23 protein-coding genes are annotated in these 21680 nt (G+C 70.6%); 16 read left to right on the top strand and 7 right to left on the bottom strand.

The window, feature by feature from the left end:
- The first annotated feature begins 137 nt into the window (after positions 1–137).
- Complete coding sequence (locus ABZ441_RS17120; RefSeq protein ID WP_358974106.1) at positions 138–1091, top strand: heme o synthase; 954 nt, start codon at positions 138–140, stop codon at positions 1089–1091.
- A gap of 100 nt (positions 1092–1191) precedes the next feature.
- Positions 1192–1560, top strand: coding sequence for a hypothetical protein (locus ABZ441_RS17125; protein WP_358974108.1), 369 nt, complete (start codon positions 1192–1194; stop codon positions 1558–1560).
- Positions 1561–1565: 5 nt separating this feature from the next.
- Here the strand turns inward: ABZ441_RS17125 and ABZ441_RS17130 are convergent, their stop codons facing one another.
- The 4 genes from ABZ441_RS17130 to ABZ441_RS17145 all read right to left on the bottom strand — a co-directional run bounded on the left by ABZ441_RS17130 (position 1566) and on the right by ABZ441_RS17145 (position 4950).
- The gene (locus ABZ441_RS17130) at positions 1566–2066 is read right to left on the bottom strand and encodes a hypothetical protein (protein ID WP_358974111.1); all 501 of its coding nucleotides are present in this window, start codon (positions 2064–2066) and stop codon (positions 1566–1568) included.
- 133 nt (positions 2067–2199) lie between these two features.
- Positions 2200–3180 carry a COX15/CtaA family protein gene (locus tag ABZ441_RS17135; protein ID WP_358974276.1) on the bottom strand — a complete coding sequence of 327 codons (981 nt, stop codon included), beginning with the start codon at positions 3178–3180 and terminating at the stop codon, positions 2200–2202.
- 79 nt (positions 3181–3259) lie between these two features.
- Positions 3260–4027, bottom strand: a complete 768-nt coding sequence (locus ABZ441_RS17140; RefSeq protein ID WP_358974113.1) for an ABC transporter permease — start codon at positions 4025–4027, stop codon at positions 3260–3262.
- A complete protein-coding gene (locus ABZ441_RS17145; protein WP_358974116.1) occupies positions 4024–4950 on the bottom strand; it encodes an ABC transporter ATP-binding protein in 927 nt (308 codons plus the stop codon). The genes ABZ441_RS17140 and ABZ441_RS17145 overlap by 4 nt, the downstream gene beginning before the upstream one ends.
- Before the next feature lie 245 nt (positions 4951–5195).
- On the opposite strand from ABZ441_RS17145, the gene ABZ441_RS17150 reads away from it, so the two are divergent.
- From ABZ441_RS17150 to ABZ441_RS17185, 8 genes are all read left to right on the top strand, one after another.
- Positions 5196–5945: a metalloregulator ArsR/SmtB family transcription factor gene (locus ABZ441_RS17150; protein ID WP_358974118.1), complete on the top strand. Its 750-nt coding sequence runs from the start codon at positions 5196–5198 to the stop codon at positions 5943–5945.
- The gene (sufB, locus tag ABZ441_RS17155; RefSeq protein WP_358974121.1) at positions 5942–7363 is read left to right on the top strand and encodes a Fe-S cluster assembly protein SufB; all 1422 of its coding nucleotides are present in this window, start codon (positions 5942–5944) and stop codon (positions 7361–7363) included. The genes ABZ441_RS17150 and sufB overlap by 4 nt, the downstream gene beginning before the upstream one ends.
- A gap of 69 nt (positions 7364–7432) precedes the next feature.
- Positions 7433–8614, top strand: a complete 1182-nt coding sequence (gene sufD / locus ABZ441_RS17160) for a Fe-S cluster assembly protein SufD (protein ID WP_358974123.1) — start codon at positions 7433–7435, stop codon at positions 8612–8614.
- Between the two features lies 1 nt (position 8615).
- Positions 8616–8933: a bifunctional 3-phenylpropionate/cinnamic acid dioxygenase ferredoxin subunit gene (locus ABZ441_RS17165; protein ID WP_358974125.1), complete on the top strand. Its 318-nt coding sequence runs from the start codon at positions 8616–8618 to the stop codon at positions 8931–8933.
- A gap of 7 nt (positions 8934–8940) precedes the next feature.
- The gene (sufC, locus tag ABZ441_RS17170) at positions 8941–9732 is read left to right on the top strand and encodes a Fe-S cluster assembly ATPase SufC (RefSeq protein WP_358974128.1); all 792 of its coding nucleotides are present in this window, start codon (positions 8941–8943) and stop codon (positions 9730–9732) included.
- Complete coding sequence (locus ABZ441_RS17175; RefSeq protein ID WP_358974130.1) at positions 9729–10997, top strand: cysteine desulfurase; 1269 nt, start codon at positions 9729–9731, stop codon at positions 10995–10997. The genes sufC and ABZ441_RS17175 overlap by 4 nt, the downstream gene beginning before the upstream one ends.
- A gap of 16 nt (positions 10998–11013) precedes the next feature.
- Positions 11014–11469, top strand: coding sequence for a Fe-S cluster assembly sulfur transfer protein SufU (gene sufU / locus ABZ441_RS17180; protein ID WP_358974133.1), 456 nt, complete (start codon positions 11014–11016; stop codon positions 11467–11469).
- The gene (locus tag ABZ441_RS17185) at positions 11466–11804 is read left to right on the top strand and encodes a metal-sulfur cluster assembly factor (protein WP_056783575.1); all 339 of its coding nucleotides are present in this window, start codon (positions 11466–11468) and stop codon (positions 11802–11804) included. Before sufU ends, ABZ441_RS17185 begins: the two co-directional genes overlap by 4 nt.
- Positions 11805–11925: 121 nt before the next feature.
- Here the strand turns inward: ABZ441_RS17185 and ABZ441_RS17190 are convergent, their stop codons facing one another.
- Complete coding sequence (locus ABZ441_RS17190; protein ID WP_358974138.1) at positions 11926–13092, bottom strand: hypothetical protein; 1167 nt, start codon at positions 13090–13092, stop codon at positions 11926–11928.
- Between the two features lie 155 nt (positions 13093–13247).
- Between ABZ441_RS17190 and ABZ441_RS17195 the strand changes: the two genes are divergently transcribed.
- From ABZ441_RS17195 to dapD, 3 genes are read left to right on the top strand one after another with little or no spacing between them, the layout of a single operon-like run.
- On the top strand, positions 13248–13568 hold the full coding sequence (locus ABZ441_RS17195; RefSeq protein ID WP_358974140.1) for a multidrug efflux SMR transporter: 321 nt from the start codon (positions 13248–13250) through the stop codon (positions 13566–13568).
- Entirely contained in the window at positions 13568–14179 is a 612-nt protein-coding gene (locus ABZ441_RS17200) for a TetR family transcriptional regulator (protein ID WP_358974143.1), read from the top strand. The genes ABZ441_RS17195 and ABZ441_RS17200 overlap by 1 nt, the downstream gene beginning before the upstream one ends.
- A 43-nt stretch (positions 14180–14222) precedes the next feature.
- Positions 14223–15221 (top strand): 2,3,4,5-tetrahydropyridine-2,6-dicarboxylate N-succinyltransferase, encoded by a 999-nt coding sequence (gene dapD, locus ABZ441_RS17205; protein WP_358974146.1) that lies wholly within the window; start codon positions 14223–14225, stop codon positions 15219–15221.
- Here the strand turns inward: dapD and dapA are convergent.
- The gene (gene dapA / locus ABZ441_RS17210) at positions 15218–16105 is read right to left on the bottom strand and encodes a 4-hydroxy-tetrahydrodipicolinate synthase (protein ID WP_358974148.1); all 888 of its coding nucleotides are present in this window, start codon (positions 16103–16105) and stop codon (positions 15218–15220) included. The genes dapD and dapA overlap by 4 nt on opposite strands.
- A 512-nt stretch (positions 16106–16617) precedes the next feature.
- Between dapA and ABZ441_RS17215 the strand changes: the two genes are divergently transcribed.
- The 3 genes from ABZ441_RS17215 (at position 16618) to ABZ441_RS17225 (ending at position 20305) form a co-directional block, all read left to right on the top strand.
- Positions 16618–18096: a hypothetical protein gene (locus ABZ441_RS17215; RefSeq protein ID WP_358974150.1), complete on the top strand. Its 1479-nt coding sequence runs from the start codon at positions 16618–16620 to the stop codon at positions 18094–18096.
- A 268-nt stretch (positions 18097–18364) separates the two neighbouring features.
- The gene (locus tag ABZ441_RS17220) at positions 18365–19834 is read left to right on the top strand and encodes an alkaline phosphatase PhoX (protein WP_358974281.1); all 1470 of its coding nucleotides are present in this window, start codon (positions 18365–18367) and stop codon (positions 19832–19834) included.
- Positions 19835–20074: 240 nt separating this feature from the next.
- Positions 20075–20305, top strand: coding sequence for a hypothetical protein (locus ABZ441_RS17225; protein ID WP_014156926.1), 231 nt, complete (start codon positions 20075–20077; stop codon positions 20303–20305).
- A gap of 110 nt (positions 20306–20415) precedes the next feature.
- Here the strand turns inward: ABZ441_RS17225 and ABZ441_RS17230 are convergent, their stop codons facing one another.
- The gene (locus ABZ441_RS17230) at positions 20416–21648 is read right to left on the bottom strand and encodes a TerD family protein (RefSeq protein WP_358974155.1); all 1233 of its coding nucleotides are present in this window, start codon (positions 21646–21648) and stop codon (positions 20416–20418) included.
- Positions 21649–21680 lie beyond the last annotated feature (32 nt).

Below are 21680 nucleotides of genomic sequence, written 5' to 3' on the forward strand. Positions count from 1 at the left end.
CGTTCACTTCTGCGCCACCCCAACACGACCCCACCCCCGCGAAGGGCGGCGTATGCCCAACGTCTACAGTGGTCTGGTTCGCGCAAGTCTTTACCGGGCCTTCATGCCCGGAGCTTGCTGGGATTTCTCTGTCAGGGGTGTGCGTGACGGCCGTCGAGTCCCGACCCGCAGGGGTCGCCTTGACTCCGAGCCCGGTGGGCCAACGCCCGTTCGGGGCCCGCATCAAGGCATTCGTGGCTCTTACCAAGCCGCGCATCATCGAGTTGCTGCTGATCACCACCGTTCCGGTGATGTTCCTCGCGGCTCAGGGCGTGCCTGATCTCTGGCTCGTGGTCACCACCACCATCGGCGGATTCCTCTCCGCGGGCGGTGCCAATGCGCTCAACATGTATATCGACCGTGACATCGACGCGCTGATGGACCGCACGTCACAGCGTCCGCTGGTCACCGGGATGGTGAGCCCCCGGGAGTGCCTCGCCTTCGGAATCACCCTCGCGGTGATTTCCACGGTCTGGTTCGGACTCTTCGTCAACTGGCTCTCGGCCGCGCTCTCGCTCGGCGCGCTTCTGTTCTACGTGGTCGTCTACACCATGCTGCTGAAGCGCCGCACCTCACAGAACATCGTCTGGGGCGGAATCGCGGGCTGTATGCCGGTGCTCATCGGCTGGTCCGCGGTGACCAATTCGATGAGCTGGGCCGCGGTCATTCTTTTCGCCGTCATCTTCTTCTGGACGCCGCCGCACTACTGGCCGCTGTCGATGAAGGTCAAGGAGGACTACGCCCGGGTCGGCGTCCCGATGCTCCCGGTCGTCGCCTCCAACAAGGTGGTCGCCCGCCAGATCGTCGTCTACAGCTGGGTGATGGTCGGCGTATCGCTGCTGCTGACCCCACTGGGTTACACCGGCTGGTTCTACACACTGGTGGCGGTCCTCACCGGCGGCTTCTGGCTCTGGGAGGCGCACGGTCTGCAGAACCGGGCGAAGTCCGGTGTCACCGGCACCAAGCTCAAGGAGATGCGGCTGTTCCACTGGTCCATCACCTATGTCTCGCTCCTCTTCGTCGCCGTCGCGGTGGACCCCTTCCTGAGGTAGTCCCGCACGCACCTGGAGTCCGCCGACGGGCGGGGGACGTGGCCGATGCCACGCACCCCGCCCGTCGCCGGTTGGTCTACCCGTCGGTAGCATCCTGCTCATGGCAGAGACGGCAGAGCCTCAGACCCAGCAGACGGACGACAGCAAGCAGGCGGCCCGCGCGGAGCGCAGGGCCGCGAAGCTCGCCAAGCAGATCGGCGCCTTCGCCAAGGCGCACGGCGGCGCCGAGGGGCAGCTCGCCCACCTCGGGCAGACGGGCACCCGCATCGTGCTGGTCGGCGAGGACGGCGGCTGGGGCGACCTGGTCGCGCCCTCCTACGCCGTCGCCGAGAGCGCCGCGCGGAAGGCGGGCATCACGGTCCACGAGGACTTCGACGGCGAGTTCGCGGCCAAGGTCCGCACCGGCCCGTACGAGTGGTCCCGGATGGCGGGCATCCAGGTCGGCGGCCCGTCCAACGACAACGCCTAGGACTTCTAGGGTCCCTGCTCGACGGGCCGGGGGGCCGGTGCCAGTTCTGCGCCACCCCGGCGGGCCCAGGCCGCCCAGCCGTCGGCGTCGGTGGGGGAGGAGTAGTCGGCCGGGGAGTCGGTGTCCTTGTCGCGTACGAGGACACGCGTGCAGCCGGAGCAGTGCCGGATGTCGGCGCCCGACCGGCCGCTGCCCGCGGGCGCGTACGTGCGGTCGGCGAACTTCGCCGCCTTCTCGAGGGCCACGAGCCTTCCGCGTACGCGCCGGCGTGCCAGCAGGACGAGGACGGGGACGAGCAGCAGTTCGAGTCCGGCCAGCTTCCAGGAGAAGCCGGCCACCAGGAGCAGCACCGCGGCGACCACGATCAGCACCGGCGCACGGGTCGGGACCGTGGGGAGCTCGTCGCGGCGCAGGGGCTGGGCGCGGTCCGGGAAGGCGGCCACGGGCCAGCTCTTCTCGTTGAAGCAGTTCATGCGGTGTTCGCCGGAGCACGAGCCCGATCCCATGGCCTCACCCTCCCCCGGACGGACGCGCGGTCGGTGACCGGGACCAGGATGGAGGGCGGGGCGGCGCCGGTCCAGGGGCGCGGTCCCGTATGGCCGAAACGCCGGGTGAACCGAGCCGGGAAGGCGCTCTTGCTCAGCGGACGGTGGCGTGCTCCGGCAGGTCGCCGGCCGTCGGCGCGGGAATGCCGGCCGGGGCCACCGGTCGCTCGCGCAGCGACAGCAGCAGGCGCAGCACCGCGATCCACAGCAGGGCCGAGCCGAACATGTGGATGCCGACCAGGACCTCGGGTACGTCGCTGAAGTACTGCACGTATCCGACGGCGCCCTGCGCCAGCAGCACGATCAGCAGGTCACGGGCGCGGGCCCGGGTGTCGGCGGGGGCGTCGACGACGCGCAGGGCGAACCACATCGCGACGGCCAGGGCGCAGACGACCCATGCGGCGATGGCGTGGACGTGGGCGGCGGCGCTCCAGTCCCACGGCATGCGGGGGACGTCGCTGCTGTCGCCGGCGTGCTTGCCGGAGCCGGTCACGGTGGTGCCGAGCACGATCAGGACGACCGTGGTGGCCACGACGGCCCAGGCGAGCTGCCGCACCGGGCGCGGGGCACGCGGGCGGGCCGCGCCGTCGCCCTCGCCGATCCGCACCCAGGTGAGCACCGCCACCGTGAGCAGGCAGTTGGCGAGCAGGAAGTGCCCCGCCACCGACCACGGGTTGAGGCCGGCCCAGACCGTGATCCCGCCGATGACCGCGTTCCCCATCACCAGCCAGAACTGCGACCAGGCCAGGCGGGTGAGACCGCGCCGCCGGGGTTTCACGGAGCGCGCCGCGATGATCGCCCAGCCGACCGCGGCCGACAGGACGTAGGTGAGCATCCGGTTGCCGAACTCGATGGCGCCGTGCAGCCCCTGCTCGGGCGTAGCGAAGAGGCTGTCGTCGGTGCACTTCGGCCAGGTGTCGCAGCCGAGACCGGAACCGGTCAGCCGGACCGCGCCGCCGGTGACGATGATGAACACGGTCATCGCGACCGCGGTGAGCGCGGCGCGCCTGGCCGTCTTCACCGACGGAGTCCAGCGCTGGGCGATGTAGGAGATGGGGGTTTCCACGCGCCCTATCGTAGGGAACAGCTTGTGCATGATTTCACGAGGGGTGGGCATTACGGCCGACCCCGGACATCCCGCGGTGGATCGCCGCTCACTCCCAGCGGAAGAACCGGCCCGCGGCGCCCAGCCCGAGCAGCGACCACACGCCCAGGACCGCCGCGTCGCCCCAGGGCATCGCCGTGCCGTGCTGGAGGACGTCCCGCAGTCCGCCCGAGAGCGCGGAGATCGGCAGCAGACCCAGCACCGACTGCACGGCGTCCGGGAACCTGTCCAGCGGCACCATGACCCCGCCCCCGACCAGCAGCAGCAGGAAGACCAGGTTCGCGGCCGCCAGCGTCGCCTCGGCCTTCAGCGTTCCCGCCATCAGCAGCCCGAGCCCGGAGAAGGCCACGGTGCCCAGCACCAGGAGCAGCAGCACGGGGAACGGGCCGCCCTGCGGCGACCAGCCCAGCGCGAAGGCGATCACCGTCAGCAGGACGATCTGCAGCACCTCCGTGACCAGCACGGAGAGGGTCTTCGCCGCCATCAGGCCCCAGCGGGGCAGGGGCGAGGCGCCCAGCCGCTTGAGCACTCCGTAGCGCCGCTCGAAACCCGTCGCGATGGCCTGGCCCGTGAAGGCCGTCGACATCACCGCGAGCGCGAGGACACCGGGTGTCAGGAAGTCGACCGGCTCACCGGCGCCCGTGTCGACGATGTCGACGGCGCTGAACAGCACGAGCAGCAGCGTCGGGATGACCACCGTCAGCAGCAGCTGCTCGCCGTTGCGCAGCAGCATCCGCGTCTCCAGCGCGGCCTGCGCGGCGATCATGCGGGACAGCGGTGCGGCGCCGGGGCGCGGGGTGTACGTGCCGGCGCTCATGCGCGCAGCTCCTTGCCGGTGAGTTCCAGGAAGACGTCCTCCAGAGTGTGCCGCTCGACCGCGATGCCGTCCGGCATCACGCCGTGCTGGGCGCACCAGGAGGTGACGGTCGCGAGCAACTCCGGGTCGATCCGCCCGGTGATGCGGTAGGCGCCTGTGGTCAGCTCGGCCGCCTCGGTGCCGTCGGGCAGCGCCTTCAGCAGCGAGGCGAGGTCCAGTCCGGGACGGCCCGTGAAGCGCAGGGTGTTCTCGGCGCCGCCGCGTCGCAGCCGCTCCGGGCTGCCCTGGGCGACGACCCGCCCGGCGTCGATCACGGCCACGTCGTCGGCGAGTTCCTCGGCCTCGTCCATGAAGTGCGTGGTGAGGACGACGGACACCCCGTCGGTCCGCAGTTCCCGGATCAGGTCCCAGGTCGCCCGGCGGGCCTGCGGGTCGAGACCCGCCGTCGGCTCGTCCAGGAAGACCAGCTCGGGGCGGCCGACGACCGCCATGGCCAGCGCGAGGCGCTGCTGCTGCCCGCCGGAGAGCCGCCGGTAGGTGGTCCGGCCGCAGCTGCCGAGTCCGAGACGTTCGACGAGCGCGCCGACGTCCAGCGGGTGGGCGTGGAGCTTCGCCGTGTGGCGCAGCATCTCGTCGGCGCGGGCACCCGGGTACACACCACCGGACTGCAGCATCACGCCGATACGCGGGCGGAGCGCCGTCGCGTCGGCTACGGGGTCGAGGCCGAGGACCCGCACGGTCCCGCCGTCCGGCCGCCGGTAACCCTCGCACGTCTCGATCGTGGTGGTCTTCCCGGCGCCGTTCGGTCCGAGGACCGCGGTCACCGCGCCCGCCGAGACCTCCAGGTCGAGGCCGTCCACCGCCGTCTTCGTGCCGTACCGCTTGACCAGGCCCCTGGCCTGTACGACGGGCTCACTGCTCATGGCGGGCAAGTCTAGGCGGGCGGGAGAAGGGTCCGACGCGCCGGGTTCCCCACGTCGTCCGGCACGTCCTCGCGGTGTTCGCGGGGCTCCGGCCGCCGGCCGGGCCGGAGAGCGCCCACCTGCGGTTGCCTCCGGTGACCGTCTGTTTCCGCAGGTCAATTTAGGTTTACCTAAGTGATGAAGGGCACCGGGCCCGGCTCCGAGGCGGGTTGTCACGCCCGGAGGAATTACGCAACAATGGCGTTGTGAAATACGTGGGCGAGGCTCCCCAGGAGGAACTCGCGACCGGTGAGCGTTCGACGCGCAACCGGGTCGCGCGCTCCATCCTGGACCACGGCCCCTCCACCGCCGCCGATCTGGCCAAGCGCGTCGGCCTGACTCAGGCCGCCGTGCGCCGGCACCTCGACACCCTCATGTCCGACGACGTGGTCGAGGCCCGCGAACAGCGGGTGTACGGAGCGCGGACCCGTGGCCGTCCGGCCAAGGTCTTCGCCCTCACCGACTGCGGCCGGGACGCGTTCGACCAGTCCTACGACACGCTCGCCGCCGACGCACTGCGCTGGATCGCCGAGTCGGCGGGGGACGAGGCGCTCGTCGCCTTCGCCCGCGCCAGGATGGCCGCGCAGTCGGAGAAGTACCGGGCGGTGATCGAGTCCGCGGACCCCGAGGCCCGCACCGAGGCCTTGGCCAAGGCCTTGTCCGCCGACGGGTACGCTGCTACGGCGCGTAGCGCTCCGGGCGCTCAGCAGGGCGAGCAGCTCTGCCAGCACCACTGCCCGGTCGCGCACGTAGCCGAGCAGTTCCCGCAGCTGTGCGAGGCGGAGACGGAATTCTTCTCCAGCCTGCTCGGGACCCATGTGCAGCGTCTCGCCACCCTCGCCCACGGCGACGGTGTGTGCACGACGTTCGTTCCGCGCAGCAGCCCCACAGCACCACAGGCTTCACAGACCACTCATTCAGCATCTGCAAGTACGGCCGGGAGGAACCCCGCATGACGCTCCCTACGGAGACTGCCCACCCTGAGCTCGATGGCCTGGGCACGTACGAATTCGGCTGGGCCGACTCCGACGCGGCAGGCGCGGCGGCGAAGCGCGGCCTGTCCGAAGCTGTCGTCCGCGACATCTCGGAGAAGAAGAACGAGCCGGAGTGGATGCTGAAGCTCCGGCTCAAGGGCCTCAAGCTCTTCGGCAAGAAGCCCATGCCGAACTGGGGCTCCGACCTCTCGGGCATCGACTTCGACAACATCAAGTACTTCGTGCGGTCCACCGAGAAGCAGGCGGAGTCCTGGGAGGACCTGCCCGAGGACATCAAGAACACGTACGACAAGCTCGGCATCCCGGAGGCGGAGAAGCAGCGCCTGGTCGCCGGTGTCGCCGCGCAGTACGAGTCCGAGGTCGTCTACCACCAGATCAACGAGGAGCTGGAGGCGCAGGGTGTCATCTTCATGGACACCGACACCGCGCTCAAGGAGCACCCGGAGCTCTTCAGGGAGTACTTCGGCACCGTCATCCCCGTCGGTGACAACAAGTTCGCCTCGCTGAACTCCGCGGTGTGGTCCGGCGGCTCCTTCATCTACGTGCCGAAGGGCGTGCACGTCGAGATCCCGCTCCAGGCCTACTTCCGTATCAACACGGAGAACATGGGCCAGTTCGAGCGGACGCTGATCATCGTCGACGAGGACGCCTACGTCCACTACGTCGAGGGCTGCACCGCGCCGATCTACTCCTCGGACTCGCTGCACTCCGCGGTCGTCGAGATCATCGTGAAGAAGGGCGGCCGCTGCCGCTACACGACCATCCAGAACTGGTCGAACAACGTCTACAACCTCGTCACCAAGCGCGCCGTGGCGTACGAGGGCGCGACCATGGAATGGGTCGACGGCAACATCGGCTCCAAGGTCACCATGAAGTACCCGGCCGTCTACCTGATGGGCGAGCACGCCAAGGGCGAGACCCTGTCCATCGCCTTCGCGGGCGAGGGCCAGCACCAGGACGCCGGCGCCAAGATGGTCCACATGGCACCGAACACCTCCTCCAACATCGTCTCCAAGTCGGTGGCGCGAGGCGGCGGACGCACCTCCTACCGCGGTCTCATCGAGATCGGCGAGGGCGCGCCGGGCGCCAAGTCCAACGTGCTGTGCGACGCGCTGCTCGTGGACACGATCTCCCGCTCCGACACCTATCCCTACGTCGACGTCCGCGAGGACGACGTGTCGATGGGCCACGAGGCGACGGTCTCCAAGGTCTCCGAGGACCAGCTCTTCTACCTGATGAGCCGTGGGATGACCGAGTTCGAGGCCATGGCGATGATCGTGCGCGGCTTCGTCGAGCCGATCGCCAAGGAGCTGCCGATGGAGTACGCCCTGGAGCTCAACCGGCTGATCGAGCTGCAGATGGAGGGTTCGGTCGGCTAGTACGGCCACGCGCCGTCCGCCGATCGACCCGAGAGTTCCTTGACTGAGAAAGCGAGCACCACGACAGCCATGGCTGAGGCTTTGAACATCCCTGCGGGCTCCACCACCGCCGGGTCCGTCGCGGTGGCGGCCGAGTCCACCGTCGCCACGCGCATGAGCGCCCCCCCGTCCTTCGACGTCGCGGACTTCCCGGTCCCGCACGGCCGCGAGGAGGAGTGGCGGTTCACCCCGCTGGAGCGGCTGCGCGGCCTGCACAACGGCACCGCCGTCGCCACCGGTGACGGGGTCAAGGTCGTCGTCGAGGCGCCCTCCGGCGTCACGGTCGAGACCGTCGGCCGCGACGACGCGCGGCTCGGCAGGGCCGGAACGCCGGTCGACCGGGTCGCCGCCCAGGCGTACTCGTCCTTCCAGCACGCCTCGGTCGTCACGGTCGCCAAGGAGGCCGTGCTCACCGAGCCGGTCCGGATCGCGGTGCACGGTGAGGGCGGCGTGGCCTACGGCCACCAGGTCATCGAGCTGGGTGCCTTCGCCGAGGCCGTCGTCGTCATCGACCACACCGGTGACGCCGTGCTCGCCGCCAACGTCGACTACGTCCTGGGCGACGGCGCCAAGCTGACCGTCGTCTCCGTCCAGGACTGGGACGACACGGCCGTCCACGTCGGCCAGCACAACGCGCTGGTCGGCCGGGACGCCTCGTTCAAGTCGGTCGTCGTGACGTTCGGCGGGGACCTCGTCCGTCTGCACCCGCGGGTCGCCTACGCCGCCACCGGCGGCGAGGCCGAGCTCTTCGGCCTGTACTTCACCGACAAGGGCCAGCACCAGGAGCACCGCCTCCTGGTCGACCACAACACCCCGCACTGCAAGTCCAACGCGGTGTACAAGGGCGCCCTCCAGGGCGACGACGCCCACGCCGTGTGGATCGGTGACGTGCTCATCCAGGCCGCCGCCGAAGGCACCGACACCTACGAGATGAACCGCAACCTGGTCCTCACCGACGGTGCCCGTGTCGACTCCGTGCCGAACCTGGAGATCGAGACCGGCGAGATCGTCGGAGCCGGCCACGCCTCGGCGACCGGCCGCTTCGACGACGAGCAGCTGTTCTACCTCCAGTCCCGCGGTATCCCCTCCGAGGAGGCCCGCCGGCTCGTCGTGCGCGGCTTCTTCGCCGAGCTGGTCCAGCAGATCGGCCTGCCGGACGTCGAGGCCCGGCTCCTCGACAAGATCGAGGCCGAGCTGAAGGCGTCGGTCTGAGATGGCCTTCGTCAAAGCCTGTGCGCTGAGCGAGCTGGAGGACGACACCCCCAAGAGGGTGGAGCTCGACGGCACGCCGGTCTCCGTCGTCCGCACCGAGGGCGAGGTGTTCGCGATCAACGACATCTGCTCGCACGCGAACGTCTCGCTGTCGGAGGGCGAGGTGGAGGACTGCGCGATCGAGTGTTGGCTGCACGGATCGAGCTTCGACCTCCGCACCGGCAAGCCGTCCGCTCTTCCCGCGACGCGCCCCGTCCCCGTATACCCCGTAAAGATCGAAGGGGACGATGTGCTCGTCTCCGTCACCCAGGAGTCCTGAGTCACCCATGGCAACGCTTGAAATCCGCGACCTGCACGTCTCCGTCGAGGCCGACAACGCCACGAAGGAGATCCTCAAGGGCGTCGACCTGACCGTGAAGCAGGGCGAGACGCACGCCATCATGGGCCCGAACGGGTCCGGCAAGTCCACCCTCGCCTACTCGCTCGCGGGTCACCCCAAGTACACGATCACGAGTGGCACGGTGACCCTGGACGGCGAGGACGTCCTGGAGATGTCCGTCGACGAGCGGGCCCGCGCCGGCCTGTTCCTCGCCATGCAGTACCCGGTGGAGATCCCCGGTGTCTCGGTCTCCAACTTCCTGCGCACCTCCGCCACCGCCGTCCGCGGCGAGGCCCCCAAGCTGCGGACGTGGGTGAAGGAGGTCAAGGAGACGATGGCCGGGCTCCAGATGGACCCCGCCTTCGCCGAGCGCAACGTCAACGAGGGCTTCTCCGGCGGCGAGAAGAAGCGCCACGAGATCCTCCAGCTGGAGCTCCTCAAGCCGAAGATCGCGATCCTCGACGAGACCGACTCCGGCCTCGACGTCGACGCGCTGAAGACGGTCTCCGAGGGCGTCAACCGGGTGCGCGAGGCCGGTGAGGTCGGCACCCTGCTGATCACCCACTACACACGCATCCTCAAGTACATCAAGCCCGACTACGTGCACGTCTTCGCCAACGGCCGGATCGCCGCCTCCGGCGGTGCCGAGCTGGCCGACCAGCTGGAGAACGAGGGCTACGAGGCCTACACGAAGGGTGGCCCCGTGAGCGGAGCGAACTCAGGAGGTACGGTCGCGTGACTGACGCCCGACAGGGGCTCTCCGGCCTCCTCGACACCGAGGCGATCCGCAAGGACTTCCCGATCCTGGACCGCACGGTCCACGACGGCAAGAAGATCGTGTACCTGGACAGTGCGGCGACCTCGCAGAAGCCGCGGCAGGTGCTCGACGCTCTCAGTGAGTACTACGAGCGGCACAACGCCAACGTCCACCGCGGTGTGTACACCATCGCGGAGGAGGCCACCGCGCTGTACGAAGGCGCTCGTGACAAGGTCGCGGCCTTCATCAACGCACCCAGCCGCAACGAGGTGATCTTCACCAAGAACGCCTCGGAGTCGCTCAACCTCGTCGCCAACATGCTCGGCTGGGCGGATGAGCCCTACCGGGTCGACAGCGACACCGAGATCGTCACCACGGAGATGGAGCACCACTCCAACATCGTGCCGTGGCAGCTGCTCTCGCAGCGCACCGGCGCGAAGCTGAAGTGGTTCGGCATCACCGACGACGGCCGGCTCGACCTGTCCAACATCGACGAGATCATCACGGAGAAGACGAAGATCGTCTCCTTCACGCTGGTCTCCAACATCATGGGCACGATCAACCCGGTCGAGACGATCGTCCGGCGTGCCCAGCAGGTCGGCGCGCTGGTCTGCATCGACGCCTCGCAGGCCGCCCCGCACATGGTGCTCGACGTGCAGGCGCTGCAGGCCGACTTCGTCGCCTTCACCGGACACAAGATGGTCGGCCCGACCGGCATCGGCGTGCTCTGGGGACGGCAGGAGCTCCTGGAGGACCTGCCCCCGTTCCTCGGCGGCGGCGAGATGATCGAGACCGTGTCGATGCACTCGTCGACGTACGCCCCCGCGCCGCACAAGTTCGAGGCGGGAACGCCCCCGATCGCGCAGGCCGTCGGCCTCGGCGCGGCCGTGGACTACCTCTCGGCCATCGGCATGGAGAACATCCACCGCCATGAGCAGGCGATCACCGAGTACGCGGTGCGCAGGCTCCTGGAGGTCCCGGACCTCCGGATCATCGGCCCGTCCACGGCCGAGGACCGGGGCGCGACGATCTCCTTCACGCTCGGCGACATCCACCCGCACGACGTGGGTCAGGTGCTCGACGAGCAGGGCATCGCGGTCCGGGTCGGACACCACTGTGCCCGGCCGGTGTGCCTGCGGTACGGAATTCCTGCGACCACGCGGGCGTCGTTCTATCTGTACTCCACGCCCGCCGAGGTCGACGCCCTGGTGGACGGCCTGGAGCACGTGCGGAACTTTTTCGGTTAAGGGCGAGGGTTGACTGGTGAAGCTTGACTCCATGTACCAGGAAGTGATCCTGGACCACTACAAGCACCCCCACGGGCGTGGCCTGCGGGAGGGCGACGCCGAGGTGCACCACGTCAACCCGACGTGCGGCGACGAGATCACGCTCCGCGTGAAGTACGACGGCGAGACCATCGCCGACGTCAGTTACGAGGGCCAGGGCTGCTCCATCAGCCAGGCCAGCGCCTCCGTGCTCAACGAGTTGCTGGTGGGCAAACAGCTCGGCGAGGCGCGGAAGATCCAGGAGACCTTCCTGGAACTGATGCAGTCCAAGGGTCAGCTGGAGCCGGACGACACGATGGAGGAGGTGCTGGAGGACGCGGTCGCGTTCGCCGGCGTCTCCAAGTACCCGGCCCGGGTCAAGTGCGCGCTGCTGAGTTGGATGGCGTGGAAGGACGCGACGGCGCAGGCGCTGTCCGAAGGGAAGACGGCATGAGCGACAACGAGACTCTCACCACCAAGCCGGCCTCCGAGGAGGAGGTCCGCGAGGCCCTGTACGACGTGGTCGACCCCGAGCTGGGCATCGACGTCGTCAACCTCGGCCTGATCTACGGCATTCACGTCGACGACGCCAACATCGCCACCCTCGACATGACCCTGACGTCCGCGGCCTGTCCGCTGACCGATGTCATCGAGGACCAGGCGAAGTCCGCGACGGACGGCATCGTCAACGAGCTGCGGATCAACTGGGTCTGGATGCCGCCGTGGGGCCCGGACAAGATCACCGACGACGGCCGTGAGCAGCTCCGCGCGCTCGGCTTCAACGTCTGATCCACGCCTTCACGCGACGGCTCCCGGCACTGTTGCCGGGAGCCGTCACGCGTGTCCCCCAGTGCCTTCCCGGCGGCTCCGCGACGGGCCCCAAGGCGTCACCGGGCGGTGACCGGTCCGGTCACCACTGCGGGGCGCCGCCCCCGTACGGCGGTGGCGGGTAGGGGCCCTGGGCGGGGACGCCGGCGGCCTCGGCCAGGGCCGGGCCCAGGTTCTCCGTCCGGATCCGCCGGTCGACGTAGAGCAGGCCGGTCACCAGCTGCGGGAACGTCGCCGAGATGATCTGGCTCACCAGCCCGCCCAGCAGTGACGCGATCAGATAGCCGCTCATCGCGACCACGACCGCCGCCGGGCTCGGGTCGTCCCCCAGTGACCCGCTCCCGATCATGCCGGGGAACACGCCGAGCACCGAGAACGGTATCTGGACGACGTAGCCGGCCACGGCGGCCATCAGACCGGCCAGCAGGATGATGCCGAAGATCCGCCACCAGTCGCCGCGCACCAGCTGGGCCGAGCGGCGCAGCGCGCCGACGGGCCCCTGGCCCTCGAAGACCACGGCGGCCGGTGCCAGGCAGACCTTCACCCAGAGCCAGACCGCCAGCGGACCGGTGATCAGGGCCCCGATGAAGCCCAGGCTGATGGCGATGGCCGGGCCGCCACCGCCGGCCATGGTGATGAGACTGACGATCGCCGTGACGAGGGCCACCGTGAGGAGCAGCACGGGCACCATCGCGACCAGGCCGGTGAGGATCAGGGCGCCGATCACGGGGAACACGCGGGCCCAGGCCCTGCGCCACACCGTGGCGACGGTGACCGTGCGGCCCAGGACCGCCTCCTGCAGCACGGTGGGGACCGCGGCGTACACCAGGCCGGAGACGATCGCCATGGTGCCGATGCCCAGAAGCACCAGGACACCGCCCGCGATCACGAGCGGAGCGACGTCCGCGGACGACGCCTCCTCGGCGTAGTCGAGCGAGACGACCCGCTCCAGGCGTTCGGAGACGGCGGAGTAGGCGACGGCCACGGCCGCCGCCATCAGGAGCGCGGCACCGCCGTAGAGGGCGGCGGCCAGGCCGAGCACCTGCTTCCAGTACCTGCCCATCGTCGAGAACGCCCCGCCCAGCAGGTCCCCCAGCCCCAGCGGGGCGAGGGGTATCACCCCCGGCTTGGGAGGCGGCGCCCAGCCGCCCCATCCCGGCGGCCCACCGTACGGACCTCCGCCGTACGGCCCCCCGCCGTTCGGCGCGCCCCCGTAGGCGCCCCCGCCCCACCCTGCGTCCTGCGCCACCACTGCTCCGTTGTTCGTACGGTCTGTTCGTCAGCCGGTCCTACCGGTGCGGACACCGTAGCGCCCGGGACACCGCGGACCCCGCCCCGGGCGCCGGGGCGGGGGCGCACCTGCGGTGTGTACAGCTGTACGCAACGCTGTGTACGCTCGTACGCATGGGATACGGACTGCTGGCCGCGGCCATCGCGGCGGAGGTGGCCGGCACGACGGCCATGAAGTACAGCGAGGGATTCACCCGGCTGTGGCCATCGGTCGTCAGCGTCGTGGGCTATGTGCTGGCCTTCGCGCTGCTCGCCCAGACCCTCAAGACGCTCTCGATCGGCACCGCCTATGCCATCTGGGCCGGGGCGGGTACCGCGGCGGTCGCCGCCATCGGCATGCTCTGGATGGGTGAACCGACGGGCCTCGCCAAGCTCGCCGGTATCGCGCTGGTCATCGCGGGGGTCGTCGTCCTCAACCTCGGAGGAGCGCACTGATGGTCCGGCGGTACGACCCCGAGCGGCGTGAGCGCATCATCGACGCGGCGATCCGTGTCGTCGCGAACCGGGGCATCGGGGGACTCAGCCATCGCACGGTCGCCGCCGAGGCCGACGTCCCGCTCGGTTCGACGACGTACCACTTCGCCTCGCTCGACGAGCTGCTGGTCGCCGCCCTTCGCCGGTGCAACGAGAGCTTCGCCAGGACGGTGCGGGAGAGCCCGTACTTCGCCGATCCGGCGGTCCCGCTCGCCGACGAGCTCACCCGACTGCTGGGGGAGTGGTTCTCGGCGGGGCGCGGTCCGCTCGCGTTGGAGTACGAGCTGTATCTCGCGGCCCTGCGCCGGCCCGCCCTGCAGCCGGTCGCCGCCGAGTGGGCCGACGCCCTGGCCGTGCTGATCGGCGATCGCACCGACCCCGCCACCGCACGGGCGCTCACGGCCCTGCTGGACGGGATCAGCCTCCAGGTGCTGCTCACCGGGGGCGACTTCGACCCGGAGTACACCCGGGAGATGCTGGCCAGGGTCGTGGACGGGGCGGGCCGCCGGTACCCGTCGGGCGCTGTGGCGCGACCGGGCCCGCCGGACGCGGGGGCGGCCTCCGTCAGCTGAGACCGGTTCGCCCGCGCGGGGTTCGGACGGTTAGGTTCTGTTCATGACCGACACGACTTCCCAGGGCTCCGCCCGCACCACCGGCGCCGTCGCCGCCGGCCTCGCCACCATCGCCGGTGACGGCACCGTCCTCGACACCTGGTTCCCGGCCCCCGAGCTCGTCGCCGACCCCGGACCGGCGGGGACGCAGCGCCTCGGCGCCGACGAGGCGGTGAACCGCCTCGGCGAGGGGGCGGCCAAGGCCATCGGTGTGGACGCGCGACGCGGGGTGGAGGTCGTCGCCGTGTCCACGGTCATCTCCTCGCTGGACGACAAGCCGCTCGACGCCCACGACACCTATCTGCGGCTTCACCTGCTCTCGCACCGTCTCGTCCAGCCCCACGGGCAGAACCTCGACGGCATCTTCGGCTTCCTCGCGAACGTCGCCTGGACCTCGCTCGGCCCGGTGGCCGTCGACGACCTGGAGAAGGTCCGGCTCAACGCACGCGCCGAGGGCCTCCACCTCCAGGTCACCTCGGTGGACAAGTTCCCCCGGATGACGGACTACGTCGCGCCCAAGGGCGTGCGGATCGCCGACGCCGACCGGGTCAGGCTCGGGGCACACCTGGCCTCGGGTACGACCGTGATGCACGAGGGCTTCGTCAACTTCAACGCGGGCACGCTGGGCACCTCCATGGTCGAGGGCCGCATCTCCGCGGGCGTCGTCGTCGGCGACGGCTCCGACATCGGCGGCGGCGCGTCCACCATGGGCATGCTGTCCGGCGGCGGCAAGGAGCGCATCGTCATCGGACAGCGCTGCCTGATCGGCGCCGAGGCCGGTATCGGGATCGCTCTCGGCGACGAGTGCGTCGTCGAGGCCGGGCTGTACGTCACCGCCGGCACGCGGGTCACGCTGCCGGACGGGCAGGTCGTCAAGGCGCGGGAGCTGTCCGGCGCCTCGAACATCCTCTTCCGCCGCAACTCGGTCACCGGAGCCGTCGAGGCCCGCCCGAACAACGCGGTGTGGGACGGGCTCAACGACGTACTGCACAGCCACAACTAGTCGGTAGCGGCGAGGAGTTCCCCGAACACCCCACGCAGCCCGTCGGTCGCCTCGCGGCCGGCGGGCTGCAGCGGTTCACGGACCGGGCCCGCGTCCAGGAGCGCCTTCGCCGTGACCGTACCGGGCAGGCCGGCGGCCATCATCGCCTCGACCAGAGGGGCGGTGAGCCCGTTGAGACGGGCGGCCTCCGCGGTGTCGCCGGAGTCGAACGCGTCCAGCACCGCCCGCATCTGACGCGGGGCCACATTGGCGACCGTACTGACGTAGCCGGCGCCGCCCAGCGCGTACATCGGGAGGTTCAGCTCCTCGCAGCCCGAGTAGTACGCCAGCGAGGTCCGTGCCAGCACCCCGGTGGCCGCGAGCAGGTCGTACGAGCAGTCCTTGACCGCCACGACGCGCGGGTGTCCCGCCAGACGCAGCAGCGTCGCGGGTTCGATCCTCGTGCCGGTGCGGCCCGGGATGTCGTACAGCATCAGCCCGATGCCGGTCGCCTCCGCGACCCGGAGGAAGTGCGCCTCCACGGCTGCCTGCGGCGGACGGCTGTAGTACGGGGTCACCACCAGCAGCCCGTCGGCGCCCGCCGCCTCGGCCTCCTGCGCGAGCCGGACCGTGTGCCGTGTGTCTGAACTGCCGACGCCGGCGATCAGCGGGACCGTGCCGCCGACGGCCTCCCGTACGGCCCGCAGCAGCGCGGTCTTCTCCTCGTCCGTCGTGGTCGGTGACTCGCCGGTGGTGCCGCTGAGCACGAGACCGTCGCAGCCGTCCGCGACGAGACGGGCGGCGTGACGGCGGGCGGCGTCCAGATCCAGGTCACCCGTGGCGGTGAACGGCGTGATCATGGCGCAGAGGGCGCGGCCGAAGGGTCTGGCCGTGTGGGATGTCATCTCCGCAGTCTCGGCGCCCGGTCCGTACAGGTCCACTTAGATCTGCTTGGGGTGAGGGGCAAGAGACGCTGAACGGTGGAAGACCTTCTCCCTGAATCGAACAGAGTGGCGACGGACCGTTCCAGGGGTGGGATGCACGGCATGCGCGTACGCAGGACGATCTCGGCGGCCGGGCTCACGGGCGCTGTGCCGGCGCTCTCCGGCTGCGCCGGATTCCTCGTCCCCGCGGGTGAGGGGGAGCCGGAAGCGACGCCTGTCCCACCACCTCCTCACAGGCCCGGAAGAGAGTCGCCCGATCCCCTTCGCGCCGGGCAACCACCGTCCGGGCCAAGCCCGTTGCGACGTGGGCGTCGTCAAGGCGGGCCGACGGGAAGCCGGTCCCCGGTGGGGTGGTGGCAGAACCGGGCGGGACGGGACGAAATGCGTCTACGCTGGGGCCGCGGCCGAGGACCCGTACGCACAGGGCCGGCCCCTTCGCACACAGCCCGCGCATGCCCCGAGGAGACCCCCTGATGTCCGCAGAGCGCCCCTCCCTGCCGCCGGTGCGGCTGCACACCGAGGCCGAACTGGCACGGGACGCGCTGGCCGCCCCGCTGCTCGCCCGCGCCGTCCGCCTCGCCCGCTGGGCGGGCCCGGCGACCAGGGTGGGCGCCGGTGGCGAACTCGTCGAGGCGCAGTTGCCCGCGGCCGCCGAGCACCTCGGGCTCGGAGACGACGAGGACGGTGCCGCGTACGCCAGCGAGGCATGGCGCCTCGCCGTCGACACGGGGCTCGTCGACGTCGAGGATCCGCAGGACGAGGCCGCGGGCGACGAAGCGGGGGGCGAGGCGGAGGGCACCGTCACGGTCGGCGGGAATCTGGCCCTGCTGACCTCCGGGTCGCCGGGGGACGTCCTCGCCATCTGGCTCGACGGCCTGGAGGCCGTGCACGCGGATGCCACCGCCCCCGCCTTCGACGACTTCGCCGACCTCATCGGTGAGGACGGCAGCGTCGACTTCGACGCCCTCGACTGGGACCCGGAGGAGGAGGCCGACTTCCTCGACGGGGTGCTCACCAACCTCTACCTGCTGACCCTCTCGGAGGCAGGGCCCGCCGACGGCCCCGTGCCGCTGCCCGCCCTCGCCGCGTCCATGGTGGTGCCCGAGGACATGAGCGAGCCCACCGACGACGTCCTGGAACGGGTCTCCGAGGCCATGATGCGGCTGGACGACCAGTTCCGGGTCCTCGAACCCATCGGGATCGTCGCCTACACACCGGTGGACGAGGCGCTGCTGGCCGAGGAGGGCGAGGAGGCGACACCGCCCGCCGACGACGAGGACGTCACCCGCTACGGCATGGTGAGGCTGACCCCGCTCGGCCTCTACGGCATCCGCGAGCGGATGCTGGAGGCCGGTGTGGACGCGCCGGCCGTCGGTGACCTCGCCGACAGGGGGGCCGACATCCTCCTCGACGGGATCGCGTACTACCCGGAGGAGGCCGCACGTACCGAGATCGGTCTCTGGCTCGCCCGGCACGGGGAGCAGGGCGCGGAATCCGCCGCGGCCGAACTCCTGGGCGCTGCGCGCGGCGCAGACGGGCGCGCCCCGCTGCGCAGGCTCCACTGCCAGCAGGCCCTCGCCCTGGTCGGGCCGGAGGCCGAACCCGCGGTGCGCGCGGTGCTCGGCGATCCCGAGCTCGGCGGACTGGCGCGGGTCTGGCTCGCGGAGCGCGGTGCGGCCGACGTGCCGGCGCCCCCGGAGCCGATGATCTTCTGGCTCGCCGTGGACACGATCGCCGCGCAGCTGGACGCCGACGGCGACCTTGACGAGCTCCAGGAGCTGGTCGAGGGACTCTCCGGCCAGCACAGCGGCTTCTTCGACCAGGCCTGGCGGGTGGAGCACCCCGCGACGGCGGAGGTGCTCGAGGCGGTGGGGCGGCTGCACCGCGACCGGAAGATCGCGAAGGACGCCCGCAAGGCCGCCTTCAAGGCCCGCTCGCGCGCGAAGGGCTGAGCCGCGGGGGACGGAGGGCTCGGCGCAGGAGGACGACGGGCGCTGACCGCCGGGAGTGCCGAGCCGCAGGAGGTACGGGGGCCGGCGGAGGCTTTTCGGCCAGGTGCGGCCGATCGGCTCGGCGCACGGTGACCCGCTTTGTCACCAAACGCCGAACGGCTTGACGCGCAGGCCCGCTCCACGTCGTTCGTCGTTCAACTCCTGTTGGTGAGGGAGAGGGAGCGTGATCGCGCCAACCCACCCGGCCACGCACCATCAGGAGTCCTCGATGTCGATCACGCGCAGGGAATTCAGCAGACAGTCCGCCCTCACCGGTGCCGGTATAGCGCTGACCGGCACCGTCGGCGCACTCGCCACGGCCCCCGGCGCCCTGGCCGCCGAGGACGCGCGGCACGGGCAGGGGCACGGGCACGGCGACGACAAGGGCCACGGGCACGGCAAGGAGCTGGGTTACGGGCCGCTGATCGACGACCCGAAGGGCATCCTCGCGCTGCCCGCCGGCTTCTCCTACCGCGTCATCACCCACAGTGGTGTCACCAAGCTGGAGACCGGCGAGCCGACCCCCTCCAACCACGACGGCACCGCCGCGTTCGAGGGCGCCCGCGGCGTCACCCTGCTCGTCAACAACCACGAGCTGAGCGGCACCCGCGCCGGCTGGAAGTACCCGGTCCCGCTCACCGAGGGCCTGGTCTACGACCCGGTGGCCGCCGGCGGCTGCACCGTCGTGGAGACCCGCCGCGACGGCCGCACCGCCGAGTGGGTGGGCATCGCCGGCACGTCGACGAACTGCGCCGGCGGCAGCACCGCGTGGGGGACCTGGCTCACCTGCGAGGAGACCGAGGACAAGGCCGGCAAGAACGGCCTGCTCAAGGACCACGGCTACGTCTTCGAGGTCGACCCCTCCGACAAGCGCGCCAACCGCGACCCGCGCCCGATCAAGGCCTTCGGCCGGTACGCCCACGAGGCCGTCGTCATCGACCCGAAGCTCGGCCACGCCTACCTGACCGAGGACGCGTCCGGTCCCAACGGGCTGCTCTACCGATGGGTCCCGCCGCACGGTTTCAAGCACGGCCGCGGCAAGCTGCGCACCCTCGCCGACGACGCCGGTGTCCTCCAGGCCACGAAGTGCTTCGACAGGAAGGGCGCCTTCGTCGACGACCTGTCCCGGGCCACGGAGATCGGCACCGTCTACGGCGTGGACTGGGTCGACGTGCCCGACCGCGACGCGAAGACCGTCTCCGTCCGCAAGCAGTTCGACGACACCCAGGTGACCCGCGCCCGCAAGCTCGAGGGCATGTGGTGGGGCGACGGCGGCGCCTACATCGTGTCGTCGTTCGCGCGTGACGAGAGTCCGGTCGCGCACGACGGCCAGGTCTGGTTCTACGACCCCAAGCGCCGCACGCTGACCCTGAAGGTGCTCCTCGGCGTCAACGCCGACCCCTCCAAGGACGGCGCCTTCGACGGCCCGGACAACATCACCGTCTCTCCCTACGGTGGCATCGTCATCTCCGAGGACGGCGACGGTGTCCAGCACCTCTTCGGCGCCACGGACAGCGGCCGCACGTACCCGATCGCACGCAACGACCTGAACGGCGGGACGGAGGAGGACCCCTCCTACAGCGAGATGACCGGAGTCACCTTCTCGCCGGACGGGAAGACCCTGTTCGCCAACATCCAGACCCCCGGCATCATGCTCGCCATCACCGGCCCCTGGAAGCGCCAGCCCGACAAGCGCTGACACCCGGTCGCGGGCGGCGCGTACGCACTGCGCGCGCCCGCCCGGACGTGTCGTCGGAAAGCGAGAACCGCCACACCTTCGGGGGGCCTTTCGGCGTGGCTTTTCGTGCTCTGCCCTTGCCGGAAGCGGGCAGGAGCGCCGCCCGGCCCCGGAATCGCTGATTACGAATCCGGCACTACTGCCCGCTCCGGAGCGGTCGGGCATGGCGTCGGGCGCTTACAGGGCGCATACTCGACCGTAATGAAACAGTCAGCCGGTTCCCGGCGTCACCTGCCTTCCAGTCCCTTCAACCGCCCGGCCCAGGCGGCCCCACCGGTCGAATGCTTCGATGTGGGCGACAGGGTGTCGCACGACCAGTTCGGACTCGGCCGAGTCCTTGCTGTCGAGGGCGACAACGACGCAGTGCTCATCGACTTCTCGGGGCGACAGGGGAGGATCCTGAGCCCGTATTCCAAGCTGACCAAGCTCTGAGAGGGCGGACGAGCACGCACCGCGTCCCACCGGAAACCCTCCGGATCCGGGGCACCTGAGGGGGATACCCGTCGGGTGCCCCGGAAGCCGTTCCGGGGCCGACGTCGGTGCTACAGGGCCTTGGCGGCGGGCTTGACCATGCCGCGCACGGTCCGTGACTTCACGAATTCGCCCATTCCGGTCATCTCCCACTCGCCCGAGAACTGCTTGATCAGCTTGGCCATCATCACGCCGGTCTGCGGCTCCGCCCCCGTCAGGTCGAAGCGGACCAGTTCCTCGCCGGTGGCCGCGTCGATCAGTCGGCAGTAGGCCTTGGCCACCTCGGTGAACTTCTGCCCGGTGAACGAGTTGACCGTGAAGACCAGCCCCGTCGCGTCGGCGGGGATACGGCCGAGGTCCACGACGATCACCTCGTCGTCGCCCGCGCCCTCGCCCGTGAGGTTGTCGCCGGAGTGCTTGATCGCGCCGTTGAGGATGGAGAGCTTGCCGAAGTAGCAGCTGTCCAGGTGATTGCGGTTGGGACCGAAGGCGATCACCGAGGCGTCGAGGTCGATGTCCTTGCCGCGGAACGCGGGCTCCCAGCCGAGGCCCATCTTCACCTGCGAGAGCAGCGGCTTGCCCCCCTTGACCAGGGACACCGTCTGGTTCTTCTGGAGGCTGATCCGCCCCTTGTCGAGGTTGACCTTGCCGGAGCCCGCGGGGGCCGGCGGCGCGGGCGGCGCCGCGGGGGCCTGCGGGGCGATCCGGGGGTCGACGGGCGTGGCTGCCGGTGCCGGGGGAGCGGCGGGCGCCGGGGGAGCGACGGGTGCCGCCGCCGGGGCGGGTGCCGCGGCCGCGGCGGGCTCCTCCACCGAGACGCCGAAGTCCGTGGCGATGCCCGCCAGCCCGTTCGCGTAGCCCTGGCCGACCGCGCGCGCCTTCCAGGCGCCGTTGCGCAGGTAGATCTCGATGACCACCAGTGCCGTCTCGCCGCCCAGCTGCGGCGGGGTGAAGGTCGCGAGCGCGCTGCCGTCGTCCGCGTTGCGCACGGTGGCGGTGGGCTCGACGCCCTGGAAGGTCTGGCCTGCGGCGTCGGGGCTCGCCGTGACCACGATCTTCTCGATGCCCGCGGGGACGGCCGTGGTGTCCACCACGATCGCGTCGGGTGCGGACCCGCCGCCGGAGCGGTAGGTCACTCCGGGGCCCGCGGGCTGGTTGTAGAAGATGAAGTCGTCGTCGGAGCGCACCTTGCCGTCGGCGGTGAGCAGCAGGCCCGAGACGTCGAGCCGCACCGGGGCGGCGACGTCCACCGCCACGCGGGCGGCGGAGAGAGGGATGTTCGAGCCGGGGGTCATTGCGGTCATGCACGGGGTAACGAACGACCCGGCTTTGCCGT

Source organism: Streptomyces sp. NPDC005752 (genome assembly GCF_040630715.1).
GTDB lineage: Bacteria > Actinomycetota > Actinomycetes > Streptomycetales > Streptomycetaceae > Streptomyces.